Source organism: Pseudotabrizicola sediminis, from assembly GCF_004745575.1.
Classification (GTDB): Bacteria; Pseudomonadota; Alphaproteobacteria; order Rhodobacterales; family Rhodobacteraceae; genus Pseudotabrizicola; species Pseudotabrizicola sediminis.
This window is the reverse complement of the sequence record NZ_RPEM01000004.1, coordinates 223,963-244,944: the sequence shown is the minus strand read 5'-3', so window position 1 is coordinate 244,944 and position 20,982 is coordinate 223,963. Positions and strand designations below refer to the sequence as shown.

At 63.2% G+C, this 20,982-nt stretch carries 19 protein-coding genes; 7 read left to right on the top strand and 12 right to left on the bottom strand.

The window, feature by feature from the left end; all coding sequences use genetic code 11:
- Positions 1–263: 263 nt before the first annotated feature.
- On the top strand, positions 264–1,451 hold the full coding sequence (locus tag EEB11_RS08030) for a glycine C-acetyltransferase (protein ID WP_135430041.1): 1,188 nt from the start codon (positions 264–266) through the stop codon (positions 1,449–1,451).
- Between the two features lie 11 nt (positions 1,452–1,462).
- Positions 1,463–2,488: an L-threonine 3-dehydrogenase gene (gene tdh / locus EEB11_RS08025; RefSeq protein WP_245298828.1), complete on the top strand. Its 1,026-nt coding sequence runs from the start codon at positions 1,463–1,465 to the stop codon at positions 2,486–2,488.
- Between the two features lie 3 nt (positions 2,489–2,491).
- On the opposite strand, the gene EEB11_RS08020 is transcribed toward tdh, so the two are convergent.
- On the bottom strand, positions 2,492–2,962 hold the full coding sequence (locus tag EEB11_RS08020) for an Lrp/AsnC family transcriptional regulator (protein ID WP_210134393.1): 471 nt from the start codon (positions 2,960–2,962) through the stop codon (positions 2,492–2,494).
- Positions 2,963–3,067: 105 nt separating this feature from the next.
- Between EEB11_RS08020 and EEB11_RS08015 the strand changes: the two genes are divergently transcribed.
- Both EEB11_RS08015 and EEB11_RS19540 read left to right on the top strand, forming a co-directional pair.
- A complete protein-coding gene (locus EEB11_RS08015; RefSeq protein WP_135430035.1) occupies positions 3,068–4,513 on the top strand; it encodes an aminotransferase class V-fold PLP-dependent enzyme in 1,446 nt (481 codons plus the stop codon).
- A gap of 387 nt (positions 4,514–4,900) precedes the next feature.
- Positions 4,901–6,205 (top strand): MATE family efflux transporter, encoded by a 1,305-nt coding sequence (locus tag EEB11_RS19540; protein WP_245298827.1) that lies wholly within the window; start codon positions 4,901–4,903, stop codon positions 6,203–6,205.
- 5 nt (positions 6,206–6,210) lie between these two features.
- Here EEB11_RS19540 and EEB11_RS07995 read toward each other — a convergent pair whose 3' ends face one another.
- Positions 6,211–6,771, bottom strand: coding sequence for a helix-turn-helix domain-containing protein (locus EEB11_RS07995; RefSeq protein WP_135430033.1), 561 nt, complete (start codon positions 6,769–6,771; stop codon positions 6,211–6,213).
- 178 nt (positions 6,772–6,949) lie between these two features.
- Between EEB11_RS07995 and EEB11_RS07990 the strand changes: the two genes are divergently transcribed.
- Entirely contained in the window at positions 6,950–7,837 is an 888-nt protein-coding gene (locus EEB11_RS07990; protein WP_135430031.1) for an EamA family transporter, read from the top strand.
- A gap of 39 nt (positions 7,838–7,876) precedes the next feature.
- Here the strand turns inward: EEB11_RS07990 and EEB11_RS07985 are convergent, their stop codons facing one another.
- The 10 genes from EEB11_RS07985 to EEB11_RS07940 form a co-directional block, all read right to left on the bottom strand.
- The gene (locus EEB11_RS07985; protein WP_135430029.1) at positions 7,877–8,935 is read right to left on the bottom strand and encodes a sn-glycerol-3-phosphate import ATP-binding protein UgpC; all 1,059 of its coding nucleotides are present in this window, start codon (positions 8,933–8,935) and stop codon (positions 7,877–7,879) included.
- Entirely contained in the window at positions 8,936–9,805 is an 870-nt protein-coding gene (ugpE, locus tag EEB11_RS07980) for a sn-glycerol-3-phosphate ABC transporter permease UgpE (protein WP_135430027.1), read from the bottom strand.
- Entirely contained in the window at positions 9,798–10,679 is an 882-nt protein-coding gene (gene ugpA / locus EEB11_RS07975) for a sn-glycerol-3-phosphate ABC transporter permease UgpA (protein ID WP_135430025.1), read from the bottom strand. Before ugpA ends, ugpE begins: the two co-directional genes overlap by 8 nt.
- A 72-nt stretch (positions 10,680–10,751) precedes the next feature.
- Positions 10,752–12,047, bottom strand: a complete 1,296-nt coding sequence (gene ugpB / locus EEB11_RS07970) for a sn-glycerol-3-phosphate ABC transporter substrate-binding protein UgpB (protein ID WP_135430023.1) — start codon at positions 12,045–12,047, stop codon at positions 10,752–10,754.
- A 323-nt stretch (positions 12,048–12,370) separates the two neighbouring features.
- A complete protein-coding gene (cysW, locus tag EEB11_RS07965) occupies positions 12,371–13,195 on the bottom strand; it encodes a sulfate ABC transporter permease subunit CysW (protein WP_167852694.1) in 825 nt (274 codons plus the stop codon).
- A gap of 9 nt (positions 13,196–13,204) precedes the next feature.
- Positions 13,205–14,047 (bottom strand): sulfate ABC transporter permease subunit CysT, encoded by an 843-nt coding sequence (gene cysT / locus EEB11_RS07960; RefSeq protein ID WP_135430021.1) that lies wholly within the window; start codon positions 14,045–14,047, stop codon positions 13,205–13,207.
- The gene (locus tag EEB11_RS07955) at positions 14,044–15,045 is read right to left on the bottom strand and encodes a sulfate ABC transporter substrate-binding protein (protein WP_135430019.1); all 1,002 of its coding nucleotides are present in this window, start codon (positions 15,043–15,045) and stop codon (positions 14,044–14,046) included. Before EEB11_RS07955 ends, cysT begins: the two co-directional genes overlap by 4 nt.
- Positions 15,042–16,139, bottom strand: coding sequence for a sulfate/molybdate ABC transporter ATP-binding protein (locus EEB11_RS07950; protein WP_135430017.1), 1,098 nt, complete (start codon positions 16,137–16,139; stop codon positions 15,042–15,044). Before EEB11_RS07950 ends, EEB11_RS07955 begins: the two co-directional genes overlap by 4 nt.
- A gap of 225 nt (positions 16,140–16,364) precedes the next feature.
- Positions 16,365–17,438 (bottom strand): FAD-binding oxidoreductase, encoded by a 1,074-nt coding sequence (locus EEB11_RS07945; protein ID WP_135430015.1) that lies wholly within the window; start codon positions 17,436–17,438, stop codon positions 16,365–16,367.
- 3 nt (positions 17,439–17,441) lie between these two features.
- The gene (locus EEB11_RS07940) at positions 17,442–18,680 is read right to left on the bottom strand and encodes an aromatic ring-hydroxylating oxygenase subunit alpha (protein ID WP_135430013.1); all 1,239 of its coding nucleotides are present in this window, start codon (positions 18,678–18,680) and stop codon (positions 17,442–17,444) included.
- Between the two features lie 332 nt (positions 18,681–19,012).
- On the opposite strand from EEB11_RS07940, the gene EEB11_RS07935 reads away from it, so the two are divergent.
- A complete protein-coding gene (locus EEB11_RS07935; RefSeq protein ID WP_135430011.1) occupies positions 19,013–19,594 on the top strand; it encodes an ANTAR domain-containing response regulator in 582 nt (193 codons plus the stop codon).
- Positions 19,591–20,766, top strand: coding sequence for an ABC transporter substrate-binding protein (locus tag EEB11_RS07930; RefSeq protein WP_135430009.1), 1,176 nt, complete (start codon positions 19,591–19,593; stop codon positions 20,764–20,766). Before EEB11_RS07935 ends, EEB11_RS07930 begins: the two co-directional genes overlap by 4 nt.
- Positions 20,767–20,982 lie beyond the last annotated feature (216 nt).

Below are 20,982 nucleotides of genomic sequence, written 5' to 3'. Positions count from 1 at the left end.
ATTCTGCGACAAATGGCTGCTTTCCGCCGAACAGCGGGAATGTCACGGTTTAAATGCCGGGGGCTGGGCAATGGCCGCCTGTCAATCCTCGTTGCGACCCTCACCAAATGCCTTTTGCTGATCGTCCAAGAGGGTTGCGCTCACCGCCTCTCAAGCAGGGTCTGCGTCGCGCTCCAACATCCGTAATAACGGACGATATTCTTTTATATTGACATTCACGCTCTGCTTGCCCAACATTCCCATCGTACAAGAAGGAGAGACTGATGTCGCGCACCGACTTCCTTCGCCAGATTGGCCAGACGTTGGCCGAGATTGAAGCGCAAGGCCTGCTCAAGCGCGAACGTATCATGTCATCGCCACAGTCGGCGCATGTCACGGTGGCGGGGCGCCCGCTGCTGAACCTGTGCGCAAACAACTATCTGGGGCTTGCAAACGACCCGGCGCTGATCGCCGCTGCCCATCGTGCGCTTGACGATCACGGGTTCGGCATGGCCTCTGTGCGCTTCATCTGCGGCACCCAGGATCTGCACCGTAAGCTGGAACAGCGGATCGCGCAGTTTCTGCACATGGACGACTCCATCCTTTTCGCCGCCTGTTTCGATGCCAACGGCGGCCTGTTCGAACCGCTACTGGGCCCCGAGGATGCGGTCATCTCGGATGCGCTGAACCACGCTTCGATCATCGACGGTATCCGGCTGTGCAAGGCCAAGCGCTACCGTTACGCCAATTCCGACATGGCCGATCTGGAGGCGCAATTGCAGGCCGCCCGCGCGGATGGTGCCCGCCACATCCTGATCGCCACCGATGGCGTGTTCTCGATGGATGGTTATCTTGCCAACCTGCCCGCCATCACCGCGCTGGCTGAAACATACGGCGCGCTGACCATGGTGGATGATTGCCACGCAACCGGCTTCATGGGTCCACAGGGTCGGGGCACGCCCGCGCATCACGGGGTGTCGGTCGACATCCTGACCGGCACGCTGGGCAAGGCGCTGGGCGGCGCGCTGGGCGGTTATATCGCCGGGCCGCAAGCGGTGGTGGACCTGTTGCGCCAACGCGCACGGCCTTACCTGTTTTCCAACGCGCTGCCCCCCGCCATCGTGGCGGCAGGTCTGGCGGCGCTCGATCTGGTCGAGGCGGCAGATGACCTGCGCGCCCGGCTGTTTGACAACGCAAGCTATTGGCGTTCAGGCCTGGCAGATGCGGGCTTCACCTTGCTGCCCGGTGAACACCCGATCATTCCGGTCATGCTGGGCGAAGCCCCTCTGGCACAAGCCATGGCCAGCGCGCTTTATGACCGGGGCGTCTATGTCTCGGGCTTCTTCTTCCCCGTGGTGCCCAAGGGGCAGGCCCGTATCCGAACCCAGATGAACGCCGCCCTGACGCGCGCCGATCTGGATTTCGGCCTTGATCAGTTCCGTGCCGCAGGCAAAGCCGTAGGGGTCATCTGATGCGCAACGACATGAAAGCACTGGCCAAAACCAAACCGGAAACCGGACTCTGGATGGAACAACGCCCAGTGCCGGAAATCGGCCCCGATGATGTGCTGATCCGTATCCGCAAGACCGGCATCTGCGGCACTGACATCCATATCTGGAACTGGGATGACTGGGCCGCCCGCACTGTGCCGCTGGGCCTCGTCACCGGCCATGAATTCGCGGGCGAGATTGTGGAACTGGGCCGCAACGTCACCGGCCTTGCCATCGGCCAGCGCTGTTCGGGCGAAGGGCACCTGATTTCCAACCAGTCGCGTCAATCGCGCGCGGGCAAGTTCCACCTTGATCCCGCCACGCGCGGCATCGGGGTGAATGAACAGGGCGCCTTTGCAGAGTACCTGTCGCTGCCCGCCTTCAACGTGGTGCCCCTGCCGGACGAGATCGACGATGACATCGGCGCCATCCTCGACCCCTTGGGCAACGCGGTGCACACTGCGCTGTCCTTTGATCTGGTGGGTGAAGATGTGCTGATCACCGGCGCCGGCCCCATCGGCATCATGGCCGCCGCCGTCGCCCGCCACGTCGGCGCGCGCCATGTGGTGATCACCGATGTCAATCAGGACCGTCTCGATCTGGCGGCGCAAGTCGCCGACGTGGTGCCGGTCAACGTGTTGAAACAGGATCTGCGCGAGGTGGAAACCCGGCTGAAGATGAAGCAGGGGTTTGATGTCGGCATGGAAATGTCGGGCAATCAGGCCGCGCTCGACCAGATGATCGAAAACCTTGTCATGGGCGGCCGCATCGCCATGCTCGGCATTCCCCCCGGCAAATCCCCGGTGGACTGGAGCCGGATCGTGTTCAAGGCCATCACCCTGAAAGGCGTCTACGGCCGCGAGATTTTCGAGACCTGGTACAAGATGATTGCCATGCTGGAAAACGGGCTGGATATCCGCCGCGTCATCACCCACCGCTTCCCCGTCGACCAGTTCCGCGACGGGTTCGAGGTGATGCGCGCAGGCTCCAGCGGCAAGGTCGTGCTGGACTGGACCTGACCGCTAAAGCAGGCGGTTCAGATCGGCGGGGCGGTTTTCAAAGATCTGTTCCATGGAAAACAGGCCCGTCACCTTGTCGAATTCGAACCCGTCGATCAGCCGCTGATAGAACCGGTCATACCCCGCCATGCCGGGTGTGACAATTTTCAGCAGATAGTCCCACTCCCCGCCGATCCGGTTGAAGTCGATCACCTCGGGCAGGCTTTGCACATGGTGCGAAAAGCGGTCTACCCAATCGCGCGCATGGTGCCGGGTGCGGATCATCACGAAAACCGTCAGATCCAGCCCCAGCGCCGCCAGATCCACCCGTGCCTGCGAGCCCGCCAATATGCCCGCCGCCTGAAATGCCTGTATCCGCCGCCAGCAGGCATTCTGCGACAGGCCCACCAGATCGGCAATCTGTCGCTGCGACAGTGACGAATCACGCTGCATCGCTGTGAGGATGCGCAGATCAAAAATATCCATAGTCTTCATATATTGGATCATATGATCTGAATTTATAGAAATATACCGGAATATCGCGGCATTTGATTGCCCGAATTCGATCTATCGTAAAGGCAGACCAAGGAGTGCCACCCCGTGACCGACGCCGCCGATCTGTTTTCCCCGTTCCGCACCGCCTTGCAGGCGGCAGACCCGCTGGCTGCCCTGCGCGCCGGCCTGATCGGCGAGGGCGCGCTGATCGACGGCCCTTGCGGCCCCAAACCGCTGATCTACGCCGACTACACCGCTTCGGGCCGCGCCTTGCGTCAGGTGGAAACCTTCCTGATGGATCACGTGCTGCCCTGGTACGCCAACAGCCATACCGAAGCCTCGTTCTGCGGTGCGCGGATGACTCAGATGCGCCGCGCCGCCCGCGCCATCATCGCGCAATCCTGCGGGGCGGGGCCGGATCATGCGGTGGTGTTCTGCGGATCGGGTGCCACGGCGGGCATCAACCGGCTGGTGGCGCTGCTGGGCGCGGGCCCCGGCGCGCGGGTGATCCTCGGCCCGTTCGAGCATCATTCCAACCTGCTCCCTTGGCGCGAAAGCGGGGCCGAGGTGATCGAGCTGGGTGAAGACCCGATGGGCGGCCCCGACCGTGCCGAACTGGCGCATGCGCTTGCATCGGCACCCAAAGGCGCGCGCATCATCTGCGCCTTCTCGGCCGCCTCCAACATCACCGGCGAGGTGGCCGATGTCAGGGCGCTGACGCGGCAGGTCCGGGCGGCTGGCGCGCGGATGGTCTGGGATTACGCCGGCGGCGGCCCTTATCTGCCGATCACCATGTCACCGGCACCCGACGCCGAAATCGACGCCATCGTGATCTCGCCGCACAAGTTCATTGGCGGGCCTGGGGCATCGGGTGTGCTGATTATGCGCCGCGACGCGGTGGTGTCAGACCGTCCCAGCTGGCCCGGTGGTGGCACCGTGCGATTTGTATCACCCGGCGCGCATGACTACAGCCAGCGGCTTGAGGCACGCGAAGAGGCGGGCACTCCGAACGTGACCGGTGATCTGCGCGCGGCATTGGTCTTCATGGTCAAGGACTGCATCGGCATCGCGCAGATGGCCATACGTAACGCCGTGCTGGTGCAGCGGGCGAACGCCGCATGGGCCAGCCAGCCCCGCATTGCCCTGCTTGGCCCTGCCGATCGCAACCGCCTGCCGATTTTCTCTTTCCGGATCAAAGACGGGCAGGGCGGCTTTGTGCATCATCAGCTGATTACTCGGCTTTTGTCCGATCTTTACGGCATTCAGGCCCGCGGCGGCTGTGCCTGCGCCGGGCCCTATGTGCACCGCCTGCTGGGCATCGACGCCGCCGCCTCAGCCCGCCTGCGCCACGCAATCCTGTCAGGCGACGAGATGCAGAAGCCGGGATTTGTCCGGCTCAACTTGTCACCGCTGATGACGGACGATAAGGTGCAGACCATTCTGGACAGCGTCGCATCCCTTTCCGCCACAGCCGCCGATCTGTCGCGGACGTACCAGTGTGATCCTGCGCGCGCCATTTTTTTCCGCTTGCCCGAGGCAGCTTTGGCATGACCAACGTGCAGCGCGCGCCGGGCCACGAATTAAATGATCTTGTGGTAAAGAATTCTTGACATGACCATCCGCTATGGCACCATTTAATCCGTAATATCGGAACAATGTGTCGCGATGGGTCAGAAACGTCACTCACTCCGGGGGGCAATACCCCGGCCAGACGATCTTCCCCGGCTGCCCGGCTCCGCCCGGTGGGGACAGATCAAAGCTGCACATCACCGGGCCATCATGGCCCTGTCGATGTGCCTCAACGGCGACCGGCCAGAGGTTTCGCGATGACTGCACAAGAACCGTCACCATCGGGATCGGCGTAGCTGGAGACGCGCCTTGCGCGCGATCTGCAGGATCTGTGCTATCCTCCAGCCAATTAAGTGCCGCACCGTGACCATGGCGGCGAAGCCGTGGTCGAGGGACAAGATCCCGCGTCCGATGTGGATGGACTATCTGTCATGGTATCGGCGCGTGATGCAGGTCCCGGTGGAAAACGGTGTCGCGCCGGCTCGTGTCGAACCCGAAGAAGGCCTGCTGCGCCTGCATGTCACCGGGGCGGCGCAAAACAGCATCCTGACCCGCAAGCTGGTGATGGCTACCGGGCGCAATGGCACCGGTGCCCCGCAGATTCCTGCTTTCGTGACCGGACTGGACCGGGCCTTCTGGGCGCATTCCGCTGATCCCATCGACTTCGCCGCCCTGCGCGGCAAACGCGTGGCGGTGGTCGGCGTCGGCGCATCAGCGGTCGACAACGCGGCAGAGGCGTTGGAGGCAGGCGCGTCAGAGGTCCGCCACCTGATCCGCCGCACCAAAACGCCGACGGTCAATAAATTCATGGGCATCGGCAGCTATGGCTTCACCTGCGATTTTGCAGGAATGGATGATGCATGGCGCTGGCGCTTCATGAACTATTCCTTCGCCACCCAGTCCCCGTCGCCGCGCGGGTCCACTCTGCGTGTCAGCCGTCATCCCCGGCGTCATCTCGGCCACCGCATTCCGCATCGCTGCGCGGTTGATGGGGCTGGAGCCGGGCATGTGGGCCATCATCTGGTCGCATGCCATCCACAACGTGCCCTTTGTGGTTCTGGTCGTGATGGTGTGCCTGTCCACCCTGCCCAAAATCTATATACGTCTTTCGTGTTCCTGTCTGCGGGGCAGGGCGATGTGAACCTTGCCGCCAATCAGGTGCTGCTGCAATTCCTGCACCTGTTTTCCTACATGCTCGACGCATTCGCCTTTTCGGCCGAAGCGCTGGTGGGGCAGGCCGTCGGTGCCCGCGCCGTGGGGCCATTGCGGCGCGCGGCCATCCTGTCGGGCAAATGGGCGCTGGGCGGCAGCCTTATTCTCACCACCGCAGCCCTGTTCGGCGGCCCCCAACTGATCGCCCTGATGACCACCGCCCCCCATGTGCAGGCCGAGGCGATGCGCTATCTGCCATGGGTCTGTATCATGCCGCTGGTCAGCTTTGGCAGCTTCATCTTTGATGGCATTTTCATCGGCGCCACCATGTCGCGCCAGATGCGCAACGTGATGTTCGTCTCGCTGATCTTGTATCTGGCCACCATCCTGATCGGCCTGCCGCTGATCGGCAACCACGCCCTCTGGCTGGGGCTGATCGTCATGTCTTTGGCGCGCACCTTGCTGATGGCGCGCAGCTATCCGCAGGTCGAGGCGAAGGCCCGCGTGGCGCAAGATCCGTGATGCTGCTAGCTGTTCTGCACGATCAGAATGGCGCGCGCCGGTCCGCCAACCGCCTCTATCCGGTGCGGGCGGTCGGCGAAATACCGCGCCGTGTCGCCGGTGCCCAGCTGCTGGCTTTCCTCGCCCGAGGTCACCTCGATTGCACCGTCGAGCAGCGTCAGATGCTCCCGGCACCCCGGCCCGTGCGGATCGCTGATCAGCTTGCCACCTGCAGCAAAGGTCAGGTCATACACCTCATGCTCGCCCACCGCTTCGGCGGGCGACAGGATGCGGATGGTCACCCCCAGCCCCCGACCGCCGATCACCGGTGCAACCTCGGCCCGGATCACCTCGATCCGCGGCGTTTCGCGGGCCTCCAGCAGCCCTGCGAAATCCACCTGCAACGCTTGCGTCAGGTTCCACAGCGTCGCCACCGTGGGGCTGCTTTCGCCACGCTCGATCTGGCTGACCATCGACCGGCTGACACCCGACAGCCGCGCCACGGCATCAAGGCTCAGCCCCTTGGCCGTCCGCGCCTCTTTGAGCGAGGCGGCAAGGCGGGCGTGAATTTCCGAACGCGGGTTCATGTATGATCTCTGAGACAAGCCAAACCATCCCGCCCGACAGCCGGGCGCGACCCGCAAAGCGTGGCGCAAATCTGCTTGCATGGCAATATTTTAAGTGTCGCAGGACCGCCGGGAAACCCGGCACAAAAGGCGCGCGCGCGGCTGGTCTTCAAGCCACCGCCGTGGCATCACAGCCGTGATGGACCTCTGGATCGCCTTCACGATTTTTGCCGCCCTGACGCAGACCCTGCGGTTCGCGCTGCAAAAGGCTTTGGGGTCCACCGGGCTTTCCCCCGGCGGGGCGACCTTCGCGCGCTTCCTGTTTGCCGCGCCCTTGGCCACGGCAGCGGCCTGCGCGCTTTATGTGCAGTCCGGCGTCTCGTTGCCGGTGCCGGGGGTGGCCTTCTTCGGTTATGTGGTCGTGGGCGGCATCGCCCAGATCATCGCCACCGAGCTTACCGTCCGCCTGATGGGCATGCGCAGCTTTGCCACCGGCATCGCCTTCACCAAGACCGAGGTGCTGCAGGCCGCCGTCGCCTCGGCGCTGATTCTTGGCGAGATGGTGTCCTTCGGCGCGGGCCTTGCCATCGCCGTCGGCTTTGCTGGACTGGTTTGCCTGTCCTTCCCGCGCACCACCGCGTTCGAAGGGCGGCCCGTCGCCTTCGGCCTTGCTGCCGGCGCGCTGTTCGCCGTGGCCGCGATCTGCTACCGCGGGGCCACGCTGTCGCTGGAACCCGCCCCCTTCCTTTTGCGCGCGCTGCTGGCACTGGCCACCGCCACCGTGATCCAATCGGTGATCATGGCGTTGTGGCTGAGCTTTCGCGAGCCCGGCGAAATGGCCCGCGTGCTGCACGGCTGGCGCCGCACCGCGCCGGTGGGCATCACCGGGCTGCTGGGTTCACTCGGCTGGTTCGCCGCATTCTCGCTGCAGAACGCCGCCTATGTCCGCGCGCTGGGCCAGGTTGAGGTGATCTTCACCCTGCTGTTTTCCACGCTCTGGTTCCGCGAAAAACTGGGAGGGCGCGAGGTCGCGGGCCTGCTGCTGGTATCGCTGTCGGTGATCTTTCTGGTGCTGGGCACCGGCTAAACCCCGGGGCGGCGCTGCGGCCGCCCCTGCCACAAACCTCTACAACCGCTTCCCGGTCTCGGGCGAAAATAGATGAATCCGCCCTTGCGCCGCCGCCACGTGCAGTCGGTCGCCGCGTTTGGCCAACGTATTGCCGGGCAGGCGCAGGGTCATCAGCACATCCGACCCCTCGATCACCCCATAGCCAAAGGCATCCGCGCCCAGCCATTCCACCGACTTCAGCACCACCGGAATCGACGGCGTGTCGCCCTCCACCAGCTCCATATCCTCGGGCCGCAGCCCCAGCCGCACCTCGCCGCTGGCGGGCAGCCCCGGCAGTGGCAGACGCTGGCCGCCGGGCAACACCGCCACACCAGCCTCGGCCCGTACCGTGAAGATGTTCATCGCCGGTGACCCGATGAACCCCGCCACGAACTCGCTGGCCGGGGTCATGTACACCTCATGCGGGGTGGCGATCTGATCGGCGACCCCCTTGTTCATCACGATCAGCCGGTCGGCCAGCGTCATCGCCTCCACCTGATCATGCGTCACATACAGCGTGGTCTGCCCGGTGCGCTGGTGCAACTCCTTGATCTGCAACCGCATCTGCACCCGCAGCTTGGCGTCCAGGTTCGACAGCGGCTCGTCCAGCAAGAACGCCGCCGGTTCGCGCACCAAAGCCCGCCCCATCGCCACACGCTGCCGCTGCCCGCCCGACAGGGCGCGCGGCTTGCGGTCCAGATAGGGCTCCAGCTCCAGCATGGTGGCCGCCTTCGCCACCCGTGCGTCAATCTCCGCCACCGGCATCTTGGCGATCTTCAAGCCATACGCCATGTTCTCGCGCACGCTCATATGCGGGTACAAAGCATAGTTCTGGAACACCATCGCGATGTCGCGCTCGCGCGGTTCCAGATCGTTCACCACCCGGTCGCCGATGGAAATCGTGCCGGCGCTGATCCCTTCCAGACCCGCCACCATCCGCAGCAGGGTGGATTTGCCGCAGCCCGAAGGCCCGACGATCACCACGAATTCCCCGTTGGAGATGTCCATCGTGATCCCGTGGATCACCTCTTGCCCGGCATAGCTTTTGCGCAGGTCGTTCAGCTGAATATGTGCCATTTACTTCTCCGTCTCGACAAGACCCTTCACGAACCAGCGCTGCATCAGCACGACCACAAGGATCGGCGGCAGGATCGCCAGCACCGAAGTCACCATGACGAGGTTCCAGGGGGTATCGGCATCGGCAAAAGAAACCATCTTCTTCAGCGCAATGACGATCGTGTTCATTTCATTCGAATTGGTAACCAGAAGCGGCCACAGATATTGCGTCCAGCCATAGATGAACTGGATCACGAAAATCGCTGCCACATTGGTCAGTGACAAGGGCCACAAGATATCCTTGAAAAACCGCCACGGCCCGGCGCCATCCACCCGCGCCGCTTCCAGCAGCTCATCCGGGATGGTCATGAAGAACTGCCGGAACAGCAGCGTTGCGGTCGCCGATGCAATCAGTGGCAGGATCAGCCCGGCATAGGTGTCGATCAGCCCCAGATCCACCATCACCTTGTAGGTCGGCTGAATCCGCACCTCGACCGGCAGCATCAGGGTGATGAAGATCAGCCAGAAGCACGCCATGCGGAACGGGAATTTGAAGAACACGATCGCATAGGCCGAGGCCATCGAAATTACGATCTTGCCCACTGCAATCCCCACTGCAATCAGCGTGGTATTGCCCAAGAGCCGCCACAGGCTGACCCCGCCGATCCGGTTGATCTCACCCGAGAACGCTCCCCGGTAATTTTCATAGGCGTCCGACCCCGGCAGCAACGGCAGGGGCGGGCGCAGGATCGTCTGCACTGAATGGGTCGAGGCGATAAAGACGTAATAGACCGGAAAGGCCACGATGATCACACCCAGGATCATCCACAGATGCGCCATTGTCCGGCCCATGCCGCGCGCCACCAGCGGGCCTTGCGTGCTGTTATCCATAGTGCACCCGCTTTTCAATGAACCGGAACTGGAAGGCCGTCAGGCTGATCACGATGACCATCAGAATCACCGACTGCGCTGCTGAATCGCCCATGATCAGGTTCACGAACCCGTCGTTATAGACCTTGTAGACCAGCGTCTCGGTCGACTTGCCCGGCCCGCCACTGGTTACCGCATGGATGATGCCAAAGGTGTCGAACAGCGCATAAACCGTGTTCACCACCAACAGGAAAAACGTCGTCGGCGTGAGAAGCGGGAAGACGATGGTCCAGAACGCCCGCCGCTTGGTCGCGCCGTCAATCGCCGCCGCCTCCAGCAGGGATTTCGGGATGGCCTGCAACCCGGCCACAAAGAACAGGAAGTTATAGCTGATCTGCTTCCACGTCGCCGCCGCCACCACCAGCGCCATCGCCTGCTCGCCGTCCAGGAGCGGGTTCCAGTTGATGCCCAACTGCCGCAGGGGCCAGGCCAGTGTGCCAAAGGACGGGTTGAACATGAACAGCCACAGCATCCCCGCAATCGCCGGGGCCACCGCATAGGGCCAGATCATCAGGGTGCGATACAACCCCTTGCCGCGCACGATCTTTTCCACCTGCACCGCAAGGAAAAGCGCAATCGTCATGGCAAAAAACGCCACCAGCACCGAAAACACCACCGTGACCTGCGCCGCATTCAGATAGGCCGGATCATTCAGAACCTTGCGGAAATTCGCCAGCCCCACAAATTGCGATGACAGGCCGAACGGGTCTTCGCGCAGCACAGACTGGCGAAAGGCCTGCGCCGCAGGCCAATAGAAAAAGATCAGGGTAATCGCCAATTGCGGTGCCAGCAAAAGCCAGGGCAGCAACTTGTGCGGAAAGACGGTGCGCCGCATTCATAGTCCTTGCGTTGGTCAAAAGAAAAGCGCGCACCGGCCATGGCCGGTGCGCGCCCTGTACCGGACTGTTCAGCCGCCGGTTGCGTCGCGGATCGCGGCATTGCCGCGCTCGGCTGCGGCGGTCATCGCCTGTTCAGCTGTCTGCTGACCTGCCAGCATCTTCTCGAACTCTTCGTTCAGGATGTCGCGGATCTGCGGCAGGTTTGGCGCGCGCACGCCTTTGGAGTTTTCGGTCGGTGCCTTGCCCATCATCTGGGTGATCGGAACTTCACGCGCCGGGTTGGTCTCGTAAAAGCCCGAGGCTTTGGTGGCTTCATACGCCGCCATCGTCACCGGCAGATAGCCCGAGACTTCGTGCAGATACTGCTGCACTTCGGTCTGCGACAGGTAGTTGAAGAAGGTGCCCACGCCTTTGTAGACCTCATCCGACTTGCCGCCCATTACCCACAGCGACGCCCCACCGGGAACGGTGTTCTGCGGCGCACCTGTCGCGGTTTCGTCATAGGGCAGCTGGCCGATGCCATAGTTGATGCCAGCCTTGACGATATCGCCCAAGCCACCCGAGCTTTCGGTCAGAATCCCGCACTCCCCGGACGTGAAGTTCTGCTTGGCTTCCGAGGTGCGGCCGCCATAGACAAACACGCCCTCTTTCGCCAGATCGGCCATTTCCTGGAAATGCTTCACGAACAGCGGGCCGTTGACGGCCAGTTCCGGCGTGCCGGCCAGACCGTTTTCGTTGCTGCCCCAGGACACGTTGTTCCAGGCGGCAAAGTTTTCAGTGTGGATCCAGGTCAGCCAGGTCGAGGTATAGCCGCAGGTGGCCGCACCGCTTTCCTTGATCTGACGTGCCGCCGCCCAGACTTCCGCCCAGGTTTTCGGCGGGGTGTTCACATCCAGCCCTGCCTTTTCAAAGATGTCCTTGTTGTAGAACATGATCGGTGCGGATGAGTTGTAGGGGAACGACAGCATCTCGCCTTCGGGGCTGGAATAATATCCAACGATGCCCGGCAGATACTCGCTCTTGTCAAAGGTGAACCCGGCTTCGCCCAGCACTTCGGCGACAGGTTTGATGGCGCCTTGTGCGCCCATCATCACGCCGGTGCCCACGTCGAACACCTGAATGATGTCGGGCGACTGGCCGGCGCGGAACGCGGCGATGCCGGCGTTCAGCGTTTCGGGATAGGTGCCCTTGAACACGGGCTTCACCACGTAATCAGACTGGCTTGCATTGAAATCGGAGGCGATTTTTTCCACCACTTCCGAATTTGCGCCGGTCATGGCATGCCACCAGGAAATCTCGGTCTGGGCCTGTGCTGCCATTGGCAGCGCCATCAACCCGATTGCCCACAGGTTTGCGGTTTTCATATGTGTCTTCCTCCTAGGGATTTGCTGACTGGGCACCTATTCCCGATAGACATGACATCCATGTAACAATCGGCCTCCCCGGCGCCCCTTCGTTTGTAACAAAGCCAGATTTTTTACCGGAAAGTCAATTGTCATCCGCCATAGCGCGGCGCGACCCGCTGCATGGAGGGGGCGGCGGCCGGGGCGATGGCCCGGGTCAGGCGGGGAAACAGGCGGCCAGGGTGCAGGCGGTGAGGTGTTAAAAGTTACTGAACATGAAAAGATCAAGCCATTGATATGGCTTGATCTCTATCGACGTCACACGGGGGTGCCCGTGTGACACCTCACGCGCCGCGCCGCCCCTCCAGCACCGCCTTGATGACCAGAGCCACCAGCGCCAGCAAGGTCAGCACCGACGCCGCCGCAAAGGCCCCGGTCGCATTCAGATCGTTGAACAGCAGTTCCACATGTAGGGGCAGGGTATTGGTCTGGCCCCGGATATTGCCCGACACCACCGACACCCCGCCAAACTCCCCCACCGCCCGGGCCGTGCACAGCACCGCCCCATACAGCAGCGCCCAGCGGATATTGGGCAGCGTCACCCGGGCAAACATCTGCCACCCGCTTGCCCCCAGCGTCAGCGCCGCCTGCTCCTGCTCGGACCCCTGGGCCTGCATCAAAGGCAGCACTTCACGCGCCACAAACGGGGCGGTCACGAACATCGTGACCAGCACGATGCCGGGCAGGGCAAACATCACCTGCAGATCATTCGCCTGCATCCATGGTCCCAGAATACCCTGACGCCCGTACAGCAGCAGATAGCAGATCCCCGCGATGATGGGCGAGATCGAGAAGGGTATCTCGATCGCCGTCACCAGAATGCTGCGCCCCGGAAAGCGAAACCGCGCCACCGCCCAGGCCGCTGCAATCCCGAAGGCCACATTGATCGGCACCACGATCAGCGCGACAATGCTGGTCAGCCAGATCGCATGCACGGTTGCCGGATGCATCAGGTTGGCGGCATAAACCTTCCAGCCTTCGCCAAAGGCGCGGGCAAAGATATAGACCAGCGGCGCCACCACGATCAGCAGCGTCAGCAGGGCCGCCACCCCGATCAACAGGCGCGGCATCAGGCGGTTCCGGGTCGGGTCCATCGCAAGCGTCTGCATCACACCCCCCTATATGCCCTTGAACCGCATTGCCCAGGCCTGCAGCCGGTTTGACACCACCAGCAGGATCAGCGCGAACATCAACAACACCAGCGCAATCGCCGACGCGCCCTGATAGTCGAACTCCTCCAGCCGGATAAAGGCCAGCAGTGCCGCGATTTCCGTCTTCATCGGCAGGTTGCCCGCGATGAACACAATCGCCCCGAACTCGCCCAGACTGCGGGCAAAAGCGATGGTGCAGCCTGCCAGCCAGGCGGGCAGGATCTGCGGAAACACCACGCGGGCAAAGATCGCCCCTTCCGACGCACCCAGCGTGCGCGCCGCCTGCTCGAAAGCCGGGTCCAGATCCTCCAGCACCGGCTGCACGGTCCGCACCACAAACGGCACCGAGGTAAAGGCCATCGCCAAGGCAACGCCCCAGATCGTATAGACAATGGAAATCCCCTGCGGCTCCAGAAACTGGCCGATCCAGCCATTGGCCGAAAACAGCGCCGTCAGCGACAACCCCGCCACCGCCGTCGGCAGCGCAAAGGGAATGTCCATCAGCGCATCCAGAATCCGTTTGCCGGGAAACTCATACCGCACCAGCACCCAGGCCATCAGCAAGCCGTAAACCGCGTTGAAGGCGGTCGCGATCACCGCAGCGGTGATCGTGACCTGGAATGCCGCCAGCGCGCGCGGCGCCGTGACAATGGCCCAGAACCGCGCCGGGCCGATTTCGGCCCCTTTCAGGATCAGCGCCAACACCGGGATCAGGATGATCGCGGTCAGGTACAGCAGCGTCGTGCCAAGGCTCAGCGTGAACCCCGGCAAGACGCGCTTGGCACGGACAGGCGCGGCGGCGTGAATCATTGGTTCACAAACACCTGATCAAGGATCGCGCCATCTGCCAGATGCTCGGCACGGATCGCATCCCAGCCACCGAACACCTCGTCCACTGTCACCAGCCGCACTTCGGGGAAGTCGGCGGCGTATTTTGCGGCGATGTCCGCGTCATTCACTCGGTAGAAGTTCTGCGCCAGAATATCCTGCGCCTCTGGCGAATACAGCCATTCCAGATAGGCGGTCGCAACCTCGGTCGCGCCCTTCTTGTCGGCGTTTTCGGCCACCACCGCTGCGGGGAAGGCCGCAAACAGCGACAGCGATGGCGTCACACGCTCGAACCCTTGGGCCGCATATTCCCGGGCAATTCCGCCGGTTTCGGCCTCAAACGTAACCAGCACGTCGCCCAGTTCCCGCTCGGCAAAGGTTTGCGTCGCCGCGCGGCCACCGGTATCGAATACCGGCACCGACGACAGAATTGCTTTCACAAACTCCTGCGCCTTTGCATGGTCGCCGCCATTCTGTTCCAGCCCGTAAGCATAGGCCGCAAGGTAGGTATAGCGCGCGTTGCCGCTGGTTTTCGGGTTGGGGAAGATCGGGGCCACGTCTTCGCGGGCAAGGTCAGACCAATCGCGGATGTTCTTGGGGTTGCCCGCGCGCACGAGGAAGGCGGGCAGTGAATAATAGGGCGAGGCCCCGTTCGGCAGCGCATCGCGCCAACCGGCGGGCAGCAGACCGCCCTCGGCCAGCACGTCGATGTCGGTTTCTTGGTTGAAGGTCACCACATCGGCCTGCAACCCTTCCAGAATGGCGCGGGCCTGACGCGACGATCCGCCATGACTCTGGTCGATGGTCAGGTCGCGCCCGGTGTCGGCCTTCCACTGGGCAATGAACGCCGGGTTCAGCGCCTCAAACAGCTCGCGCGCGATATCATAGCTGACGTTCAGGATGCTGTCTTGTGCGCTTGCGGGGGCGGCAAAGCCCAAGCTGGCGGCCAGAACGGCGGCCTTGATCAATCCGTGTTTCATTGGCGTTTCTCCTTGAGAATGGGAAGCGGACGCGGCGCATCATTTTGTGCGACGCCGTCCAAAGGAAAGACCGCGCCAGTCAGCGGGCGCAGGCGGTAAGCGGTGCCAAGGCTCAGATCCGGGGCCGAATGGCGCAGCAGATCGACCGGCACTTCGGTGCCATCGGCCCGGCGCAACGTCGCGCGGATCATGGCCCCGTTGCTGGCCTTGTGCGACAAGATCCAGGGGCTGGCCGGGTCAGCGTCCAGCGCAATCGCATCCGGGCGCAGGAACAACTGCGCCGGGCCATCGGCCATTGCGCGGCGTTCCAGCATGCGGGCATCAAGCCCCGCCGCCTCGGCCCGTCCGGCGCGCAAGGTGACCGGCAATTCCACCACGGCACCCATGAAGCGGGCGACAAACGGAGATGCCGGATGATCGTGGATCTGGTCGGCAGACCCGATCTGCTCGATCCGGCCTTCGCCCATCACCACGACGCGGTCGGCCAGCTCGAACGCCTCTTCCTGATCATGGGTCACGAACAGCGTGGTCGAGCCTGTCGCCTGATGCACCTCGCGCAGCCAGGCCCGCAGGTCGCGGCGGATGGCGGCATCAAGCGCGCCAAAGGGCTCATCAAGCAGCAGAACCGCCGGTTCGATGGCCAGCGCCCGCCCAAGGGCCACCCGCTGCCGCTGACCGCCAGACAACTGCGCCGGAAAGCGGTCGGCCAGATGCGGAATCTGCAGCAGACCCAGCAGGTCATCGACCTTGGCGGCAATCGCGGTCTTGCTCGGGCGCTCGGATTTGGGGCGCACGGTCAGGCCAAAGGCGATGTTGTCGCGCACCGTCATATGCGGGAACAGCGCGTAATGCTGGAACACAAACCCGATCCGCCGCTTTTGCGCGGGCAGGGGCAGCCAGTCCTGCCCGTTCACGACCAACCCGCCGGCATCGGGCCAGTCCAGCCCGGCGATGATCTTCAACAGCGTGGTCTTGCCCGACCCGGAAGGCCCGAGCAATGCCACCAATTCCCCGTCATTGATCGTCAGATCAATGCCGCGCAGAACCGCAGTCTGGTCGAACCGTTTGGTCAGCGATGAAATGGCAATTGTCATGCGAGTTTTCCTGTGCTCGCCGTGACATGCGCCGATCCGATGCGCGTTTCAATGGTGGGCCCGGGGCGCGCGGCCCTGCCGTTCCGGGTTGGGGCGGAACAACATTCCGGGCGGGTCCGGACCGCCCTTGCTGGCGTCCGCGCCGCCGTTGCTACAGCGGAACCTTGTGCCCGGCGCTGCCCCGCCTTCGCGACGCAGTTCTTTTTTCGGCGGGGCAGGCGCGCGTCAGACCTCGACGCTCACCCGCCCGATGGGGTTTGAACAGCAGGCCAGAATGAACCCTTCGGCAATCTCGTCATCCGAAATGCCGCCGTTGTGCACCATATGCACTTCGCCAGCCGACTTGCGCACTTTGCATGTACCACACAGGCCGAACGTGCAGCCCGACGGAATGTTCAGGCCCGCTTTGCGCGCGACAGCCAGCACCGTGTCGGTTTCCGCACAGGCGGCAGTGACGCCGGAGGCGGTGAAGGTCACGGCAGCGCGGGTATCGGCATCAGGCACCACATCGGTGATCGGTTCGGCATCGCTTTCCTTGCGCACCGGCGCGCCAAAGCTTTCCTGATGATAGCGGTCCATGTCATAGCCGATCGACACCAGCATCTCGCGCACCGACTGCATGAACGGCTCTGGTCCGCAGCAGAACACCTCGCGCTCAAGGTAATCCGGGGCCATCAGGCCCAGCATGATCTGTGAAAGGCGCCCCTGAAACCCGTGCCAGGTGCGGAACGGGTCAGGCTCTTCCACCGTAAACCGCAGCTTCAGCCCCGGCACCCGGTTGGCGAACTGCTCCAGCCGTTCGCGAAAGATGATCTCGGACGGGCGTTTGGCGGCGTGGACAAAGGCGATGTCGGGCATCTCGCCGGAATCCCACGCCCATGTCGTCATCGACATCATCGGCGTGATCCCCGACCCGGCCGAGATGAACAGGTATTTCTGCGCCGGATGGCGGTGAAAGCTGAAGATTCCCGATGGCCCGTACGCCTTTATCCGCATGCCGGGTTTCAGGTGGTCCAGCATCCAGCGCGTGCCGATGGACGTGGCCTGCGCCTTGACGGTGACCGAAATCGACAAGGGCCGCGACGGGCTGGAGCTGATGGTGTAGGTGCGCTGCACGTTGCCGCCCGGCACGGGCAGGTCCAGCGTCACGAATTGCCCCGGTTGATAGTCGAACCATGCCCCCGACGGCGCGCGGAAGGTGAAGGTGGCAGTATCGGCCGTGTCGGGCACCACCATGGCGCATTCCAGTGGCTCGGACTCTTGCCACGGCTTTGCGGCCCAGTTCAGCTGGTTCGGCATGGTCTACTCCGCCGCCAACGACGTTGAGGGGGTCAGCTTTTTGCCCATCGAGTCGCAATACCAGTTGATGAACTGGATCACGCCCTCTTCCTGAATCGGCGAATAGGGGCCGGGCTCATAGGCGGGCGACAGGATGCCCTTCTGGTTTTCCTCGACCACCTGACGGTCTTCGTCATTGGTGGCCAGCCAGACATGGGTCAGCGTTTCCAGATCGTAATCCGTGCCCTCGACCGCGTCCTTGTGCACCAGCCAGGTGGTGGTCACCTCCGTCTCGGTCGGGCTGATCGGCAGCACGCGGAAGGTGATGGCATGGTCGCCAAGAAAGTGGTTCCAGGTGTTGGGGTAGTGGTACATCAGCAAGCTGCCCGCATCGTTGAACGGCATCTTGCCCATCCGCTTGGCCACCGCCGCCTTGGTGCTCATCGTATAGCTTTCGGCGTTGTTCAGCAGCGGAATGCGCGCCAGCCGCCACTGGAAATCCGGGGCATGCACAAACCGCGACGGCAGACCCGCCGCTTCACAACGTTCCCAATGCGCAAGGATTTCCGGGCTGGCAGACTGCGGGCCATCCATCGCGCCGATCTTGGGGTTGTCCGAAAACGTGCGGCACAGTGCGGGGTGCGATCCACCGCAATGATAGCATTCGCGGTTGTTCTCGATAACCAGCTTCCAGTTGCCTTTTTCCACGATGCTGGACGAAAAGGCCACCTTGGTATCGGCAAGGCCCGAAGGCGCCAGATACGTCGCAGCCGTGCGGGCCAGATCGGCAATGGCGGGCGGCACCTCGGCCAGACAAATGTAGACGACTCCGCCCAGATCAACGCAATGCACCTTTTTCAACCCGTAAGCGGCGGGGTTGAAATCCGCGCCCATGTCGCGCGCCCAGGCCAGCTTGCCATCCAGATCATAGGTCCACTGGTGATAGGGGCACACCAGCTTGGTCACCGTGCCGCTGGTCTTGGCGCACAGCCGCTGGCCGCGATGGCGGCAGACATTGTGAAACGCCCGGATGCGGCTATCGGTGCCGCGCACGATCACCACAGGGTAATCCCCGACCTGCAATGTCGCGTAAGACCCGGCTTTGACCAGCTCGCAGGCTGGCACGGCGAACAGCCACTCCTTGTACCAGATCTGCTCCAGATCGGTCTGATAGACGCCCGGATCGCAATAAAGGTCGCGCGACAGGGCAAAATTTGCCTTGCGCGACTGCAGTTGTGTACGGATTCCGTCCTGGCTCAGCATCTGGACCTCGCTCTGCCCAATTCTCCGCTGTCGTCAGCGGCACCTTAAAGCCGCACGATATTGTTTTGCCGCAGCCGTCGTATCGCGGCGGCGACTTGGCGTGATCGCTTTCCGACTTTGCGGAAAATTGCCGGTTTGCGTGCGGTTTGCGCTCCCCGGGCAAATCCCGCAGACCCTGCGGCAATTTCTGTTCTTGTGACGATTAAGCCATAGGCAGATCGGAAAAATTTGGGGAATTTTCGGGCGGTTTCCGGGGTCGGTGACCCCACAATGCCAAGGCCGGTCGCACACGCTCTTGCTCCGCCGCTTTTCTCTCTGACGGGGTGATCAACATGGCACGGCTTTCCATCATTGTGGTCGAGCGCGACCGGGACCGGGCGCTGCGCATTGTCGATGGCCTTATGGCCTCGGGCGATCATGCGATCACGGTCATTTCCGAAAAAACCGGTCTGGCCCGCAGAATCGCCGACCAGAAACCCGACATCGTGCTCATCGATGTGGCCGATCCGTCGCGCGACGTGCTTGAAGAACTGGCGCTGGTCTCCGGCCCGATGGAACGCCCGGTGGCCATGTTCGTCGACCGGTCCGATGAACAACTGACCCGCGCCGCGATAGAGGCCGGGGTGTCGGCCTATGTGGTGGATGGCTTGCAGCCCGAACGGATCAAGCCGGTGCTCGATGCTGCCATTGCCCGCTTTCACATGTTCCAGAAGATGCGCGCCGAACTGGCCGCCACCAAGGCCGCGCTGGAGGATCGCAAGATCATCGACCGCGCCAAGGCCATCCTGATGAAGGCGCGCGGGATTGATGAGGAAGCCGCCTATGCCCTCTTGCGCAAAACCGCGATGGATCAGAAGCGGCGGGTCGCCGATATCGCACAGCAGCTGGTCATGGCGGCGGGATTGCTGACATGAGCCTCACCCCGCTGCGCCTTGGCTATGTGCCGCTGACCGACGCGGCCCCCCTGATCGTGGCGCAGGAACTTGGCTTTGCGGCTGAGGAAGGGCTGCATCTTGATCTGATCCGGGTGCAAAGCTGGGCGCAAAGCCGTGATTTGCTGGGCATGGGCGGCATTGATGCCGCGCACATGCTGGTGCCGTTGCCGATTGCACAGACCCTTGGGCTTGGCCCGGACTATCCGCGCTTTGATCTGGTGATGATGCTGTCGGTGGGCGGGCAGGCTATTGCGGTCAGTGCTGCATTGGCCAACGCGATGCGGGCGCAGGGGCATGGCTTTGGCTTTGACGATCCGGTCGCGGCGCGCACCGCTTTGGCGGGCGTGGCGGACGGGCCGTTGCGCGTGGGTGTGCCATTCCCCTTCTCAACGCAGGCAGAGCTTGTGCGTCGCTGGCTGGACGGCACCGATCTGGGCGCGCGCGTGACCATCCATACCGTGCCCCCGCCGCTGATGGCCGATGCGCTGGCAGCGGGCGAGGTGGACGCCTTTTGTGTGGGCGAGCCTTGGGCGTCTTATGCCGTGGAAACCGGGGTCGGCGCGCTTTTGCTGGCGGGGCGGGCAATCTGGGCATCGCCGCCGGAAAAGGGGCTGGTGCTGACCCGCGACTTTACCGAGGCCCGCCCCGACGAAACCGGGCGGCTGATGCGTGCGGTCTGGCGCGCCTGCCGCTGGCTCGACCGGCCCGACAACCGGGGCACGGCCGCCGAAATCCTGTCGCGCCCCGACTATCTGAACCTGCCGCCGGAACTGACGGAACGCGGGTTGCTGGGCCGGCTGCATGTCAGTGCTGCAGGCGAGGTGCGGCAGTTTCCGGGCTTCATCCGGTTTCACGACGGCTCGGTGAATTTTCCCTGGCGCAGTCTGGCGGCGCTGCTGGCGCGGCGGATTGCCGGGCAGCACGGGCTGGACGTGGCGCGCGCGATGGAGCAAGCGACGGAATGCTTCCGTACCGACCTCTACCGCCAGCATCTGCGCAGCGCAGGCGCAGATCTGCCCGGCGCTTCGGCCCGGATTGAGGGCGCGATGGCGCACCCGACAGCGGTGGCCTCGGAAAAAGGCCAGATGATTCTGGCCCCCGATGCGTTCTTTGACGGCGAAACCTTTGATCCGGCGTTTACGCTGCGCTGAAGGATTGGGCAGAGCCTTCGGCCTTTGCGCAAAAGCAATGCTGCAAGCGCGATACTGCAGTGCAGCGCTTGACCGGATACGGCCTGTGGCACATGATGAAACTAGGCCGCAAGCAATGGCGCTGTCGGCCGCCGTGATTTCCGCAAAGATGCGGTCCCCCAAAATGGCAATGCCGCCACCCATCCTGTCCTCAAGCCGAGGCAGTGATCGAGGTGG

Coding starts and splice junctions, on each gene's coding strand:
- EEB11_RS07955 (WP_135430019.1), bottom strand. CDS start 15,045: ATGAAACACGGATTGATCAAGGCCGCCGTTCTGGCCGCCAGCTTGGGC.
- ugpB (WP_135430023.1), bottom strand. CDS start 12,047: ATGAAAACCGCAAACCTGTGGGCAATCGGGTTGATGGCGCTGCCAATG.
- EEB11_RS07940 (WP_135430013.1), bottom strand. CDS start 18,680: ATGCTGAGCCAGGACGGAATCCGTACACAACTGCAGTCGCGCAAGGCA.
- EEB11_RS07995 (WP_135430033.1), bottom strand. CDS start 6,771: ATGAACCCGCGTTCGGAAATTCACGCCCGCCTTGCCGCCTCGCTCAAA.
- cysT (WP_135430021.1), bottom strand. CDS start 14,047: ATGATTCACGCCGCCGCGCCTGTCCGTGCCAAGCGCGTCTTGCCGGGG.
- EEB11_RS19540 (WP_245298827.1), top strand. CDS start 4,901: ATGGCGGCGAAGCCGTGGTCGAGGGACAAGATCCCGCGTCCGATGTGG.
- tdh (WP_245298828.1), top strand. CDS start 1,463: ATGAAAGCACTGGCCAAAACCAAACCGGAAACCGGACTCTGGATGGAA.
- cysW (WP_167852694.1), bottom strand. CDS start 13,195: ATGCAGACGCTTGCGATGGACCCGACCCGGAACCGCCTGATGCCGCGC.
- EEB11_RS07950 (WP_135430017.1), bottom strand. CDS start 16,139: ATGACAATTGCCATTTCATCGCTGACCAAACGGTTCGACCAGACTGCG.
- ugpE (WP_135430027.1), bottom strand. CDS start 9,805: ATGGATAACAGCACGCAAGGCCCGCTGGTGGCGCGCGGCATGGGCCGG.
- EEB11_RS08030 (WP_135430041.1), top strand. CDS start 264: ATGTCGCGCACCGACTTCCTTCGCCAGATTGGCCAGACGTTGGCCGAG.
- EEB11_RS07985 (WP_135430029.1), bottom strand. CDS start 8,935: ATGGCACATATTCAGCTGAACGACCTGCGCAAAAGCTATGCCGGGCAA.
- ugpA (WP_135430025.1), bottom strand. CDS start 10,679: ATGCGGCGCACCGTCTTTCCGCACAAGTTGCTGCCCTGGCTTTTGCTG.
- EEB11_RS07935 (WP_135430011.1), top strand. CDS start 19,013: ATGGCACGGCTTTCCATCATTGTGGTCGAGCGCGACCGGGACCGGGCG.
- EEB11_RS07930 (WP_135430009.1), top strand. CDS start 19,591: ATGAGCCTCACCCCGCTGCGCCTTGGCTATGTGCCGCTGACCGACGCG.
- EEB11_RS08020 (WP_210134393.1), bottom strand. CDS start 2,962: ATGAAGACTATGGATATTTTTGATCTGCGCATCCTCACAGCGATGCAG.
- EEB11_RS07990 (WP_135430031.1), top strand. CDS start 6,950: ATGGACCTCTGGATCGCCTTCACGATTTTTGCCGCCCTGACGCAGACC.
- EEB11_RS07945 (WP_135430015.1), bottom strand. CDS start 17,438: ATGCCGAACCAGCTGAACTGGGCCGCAAAGCCGTGGCAAGAGTCCGAG.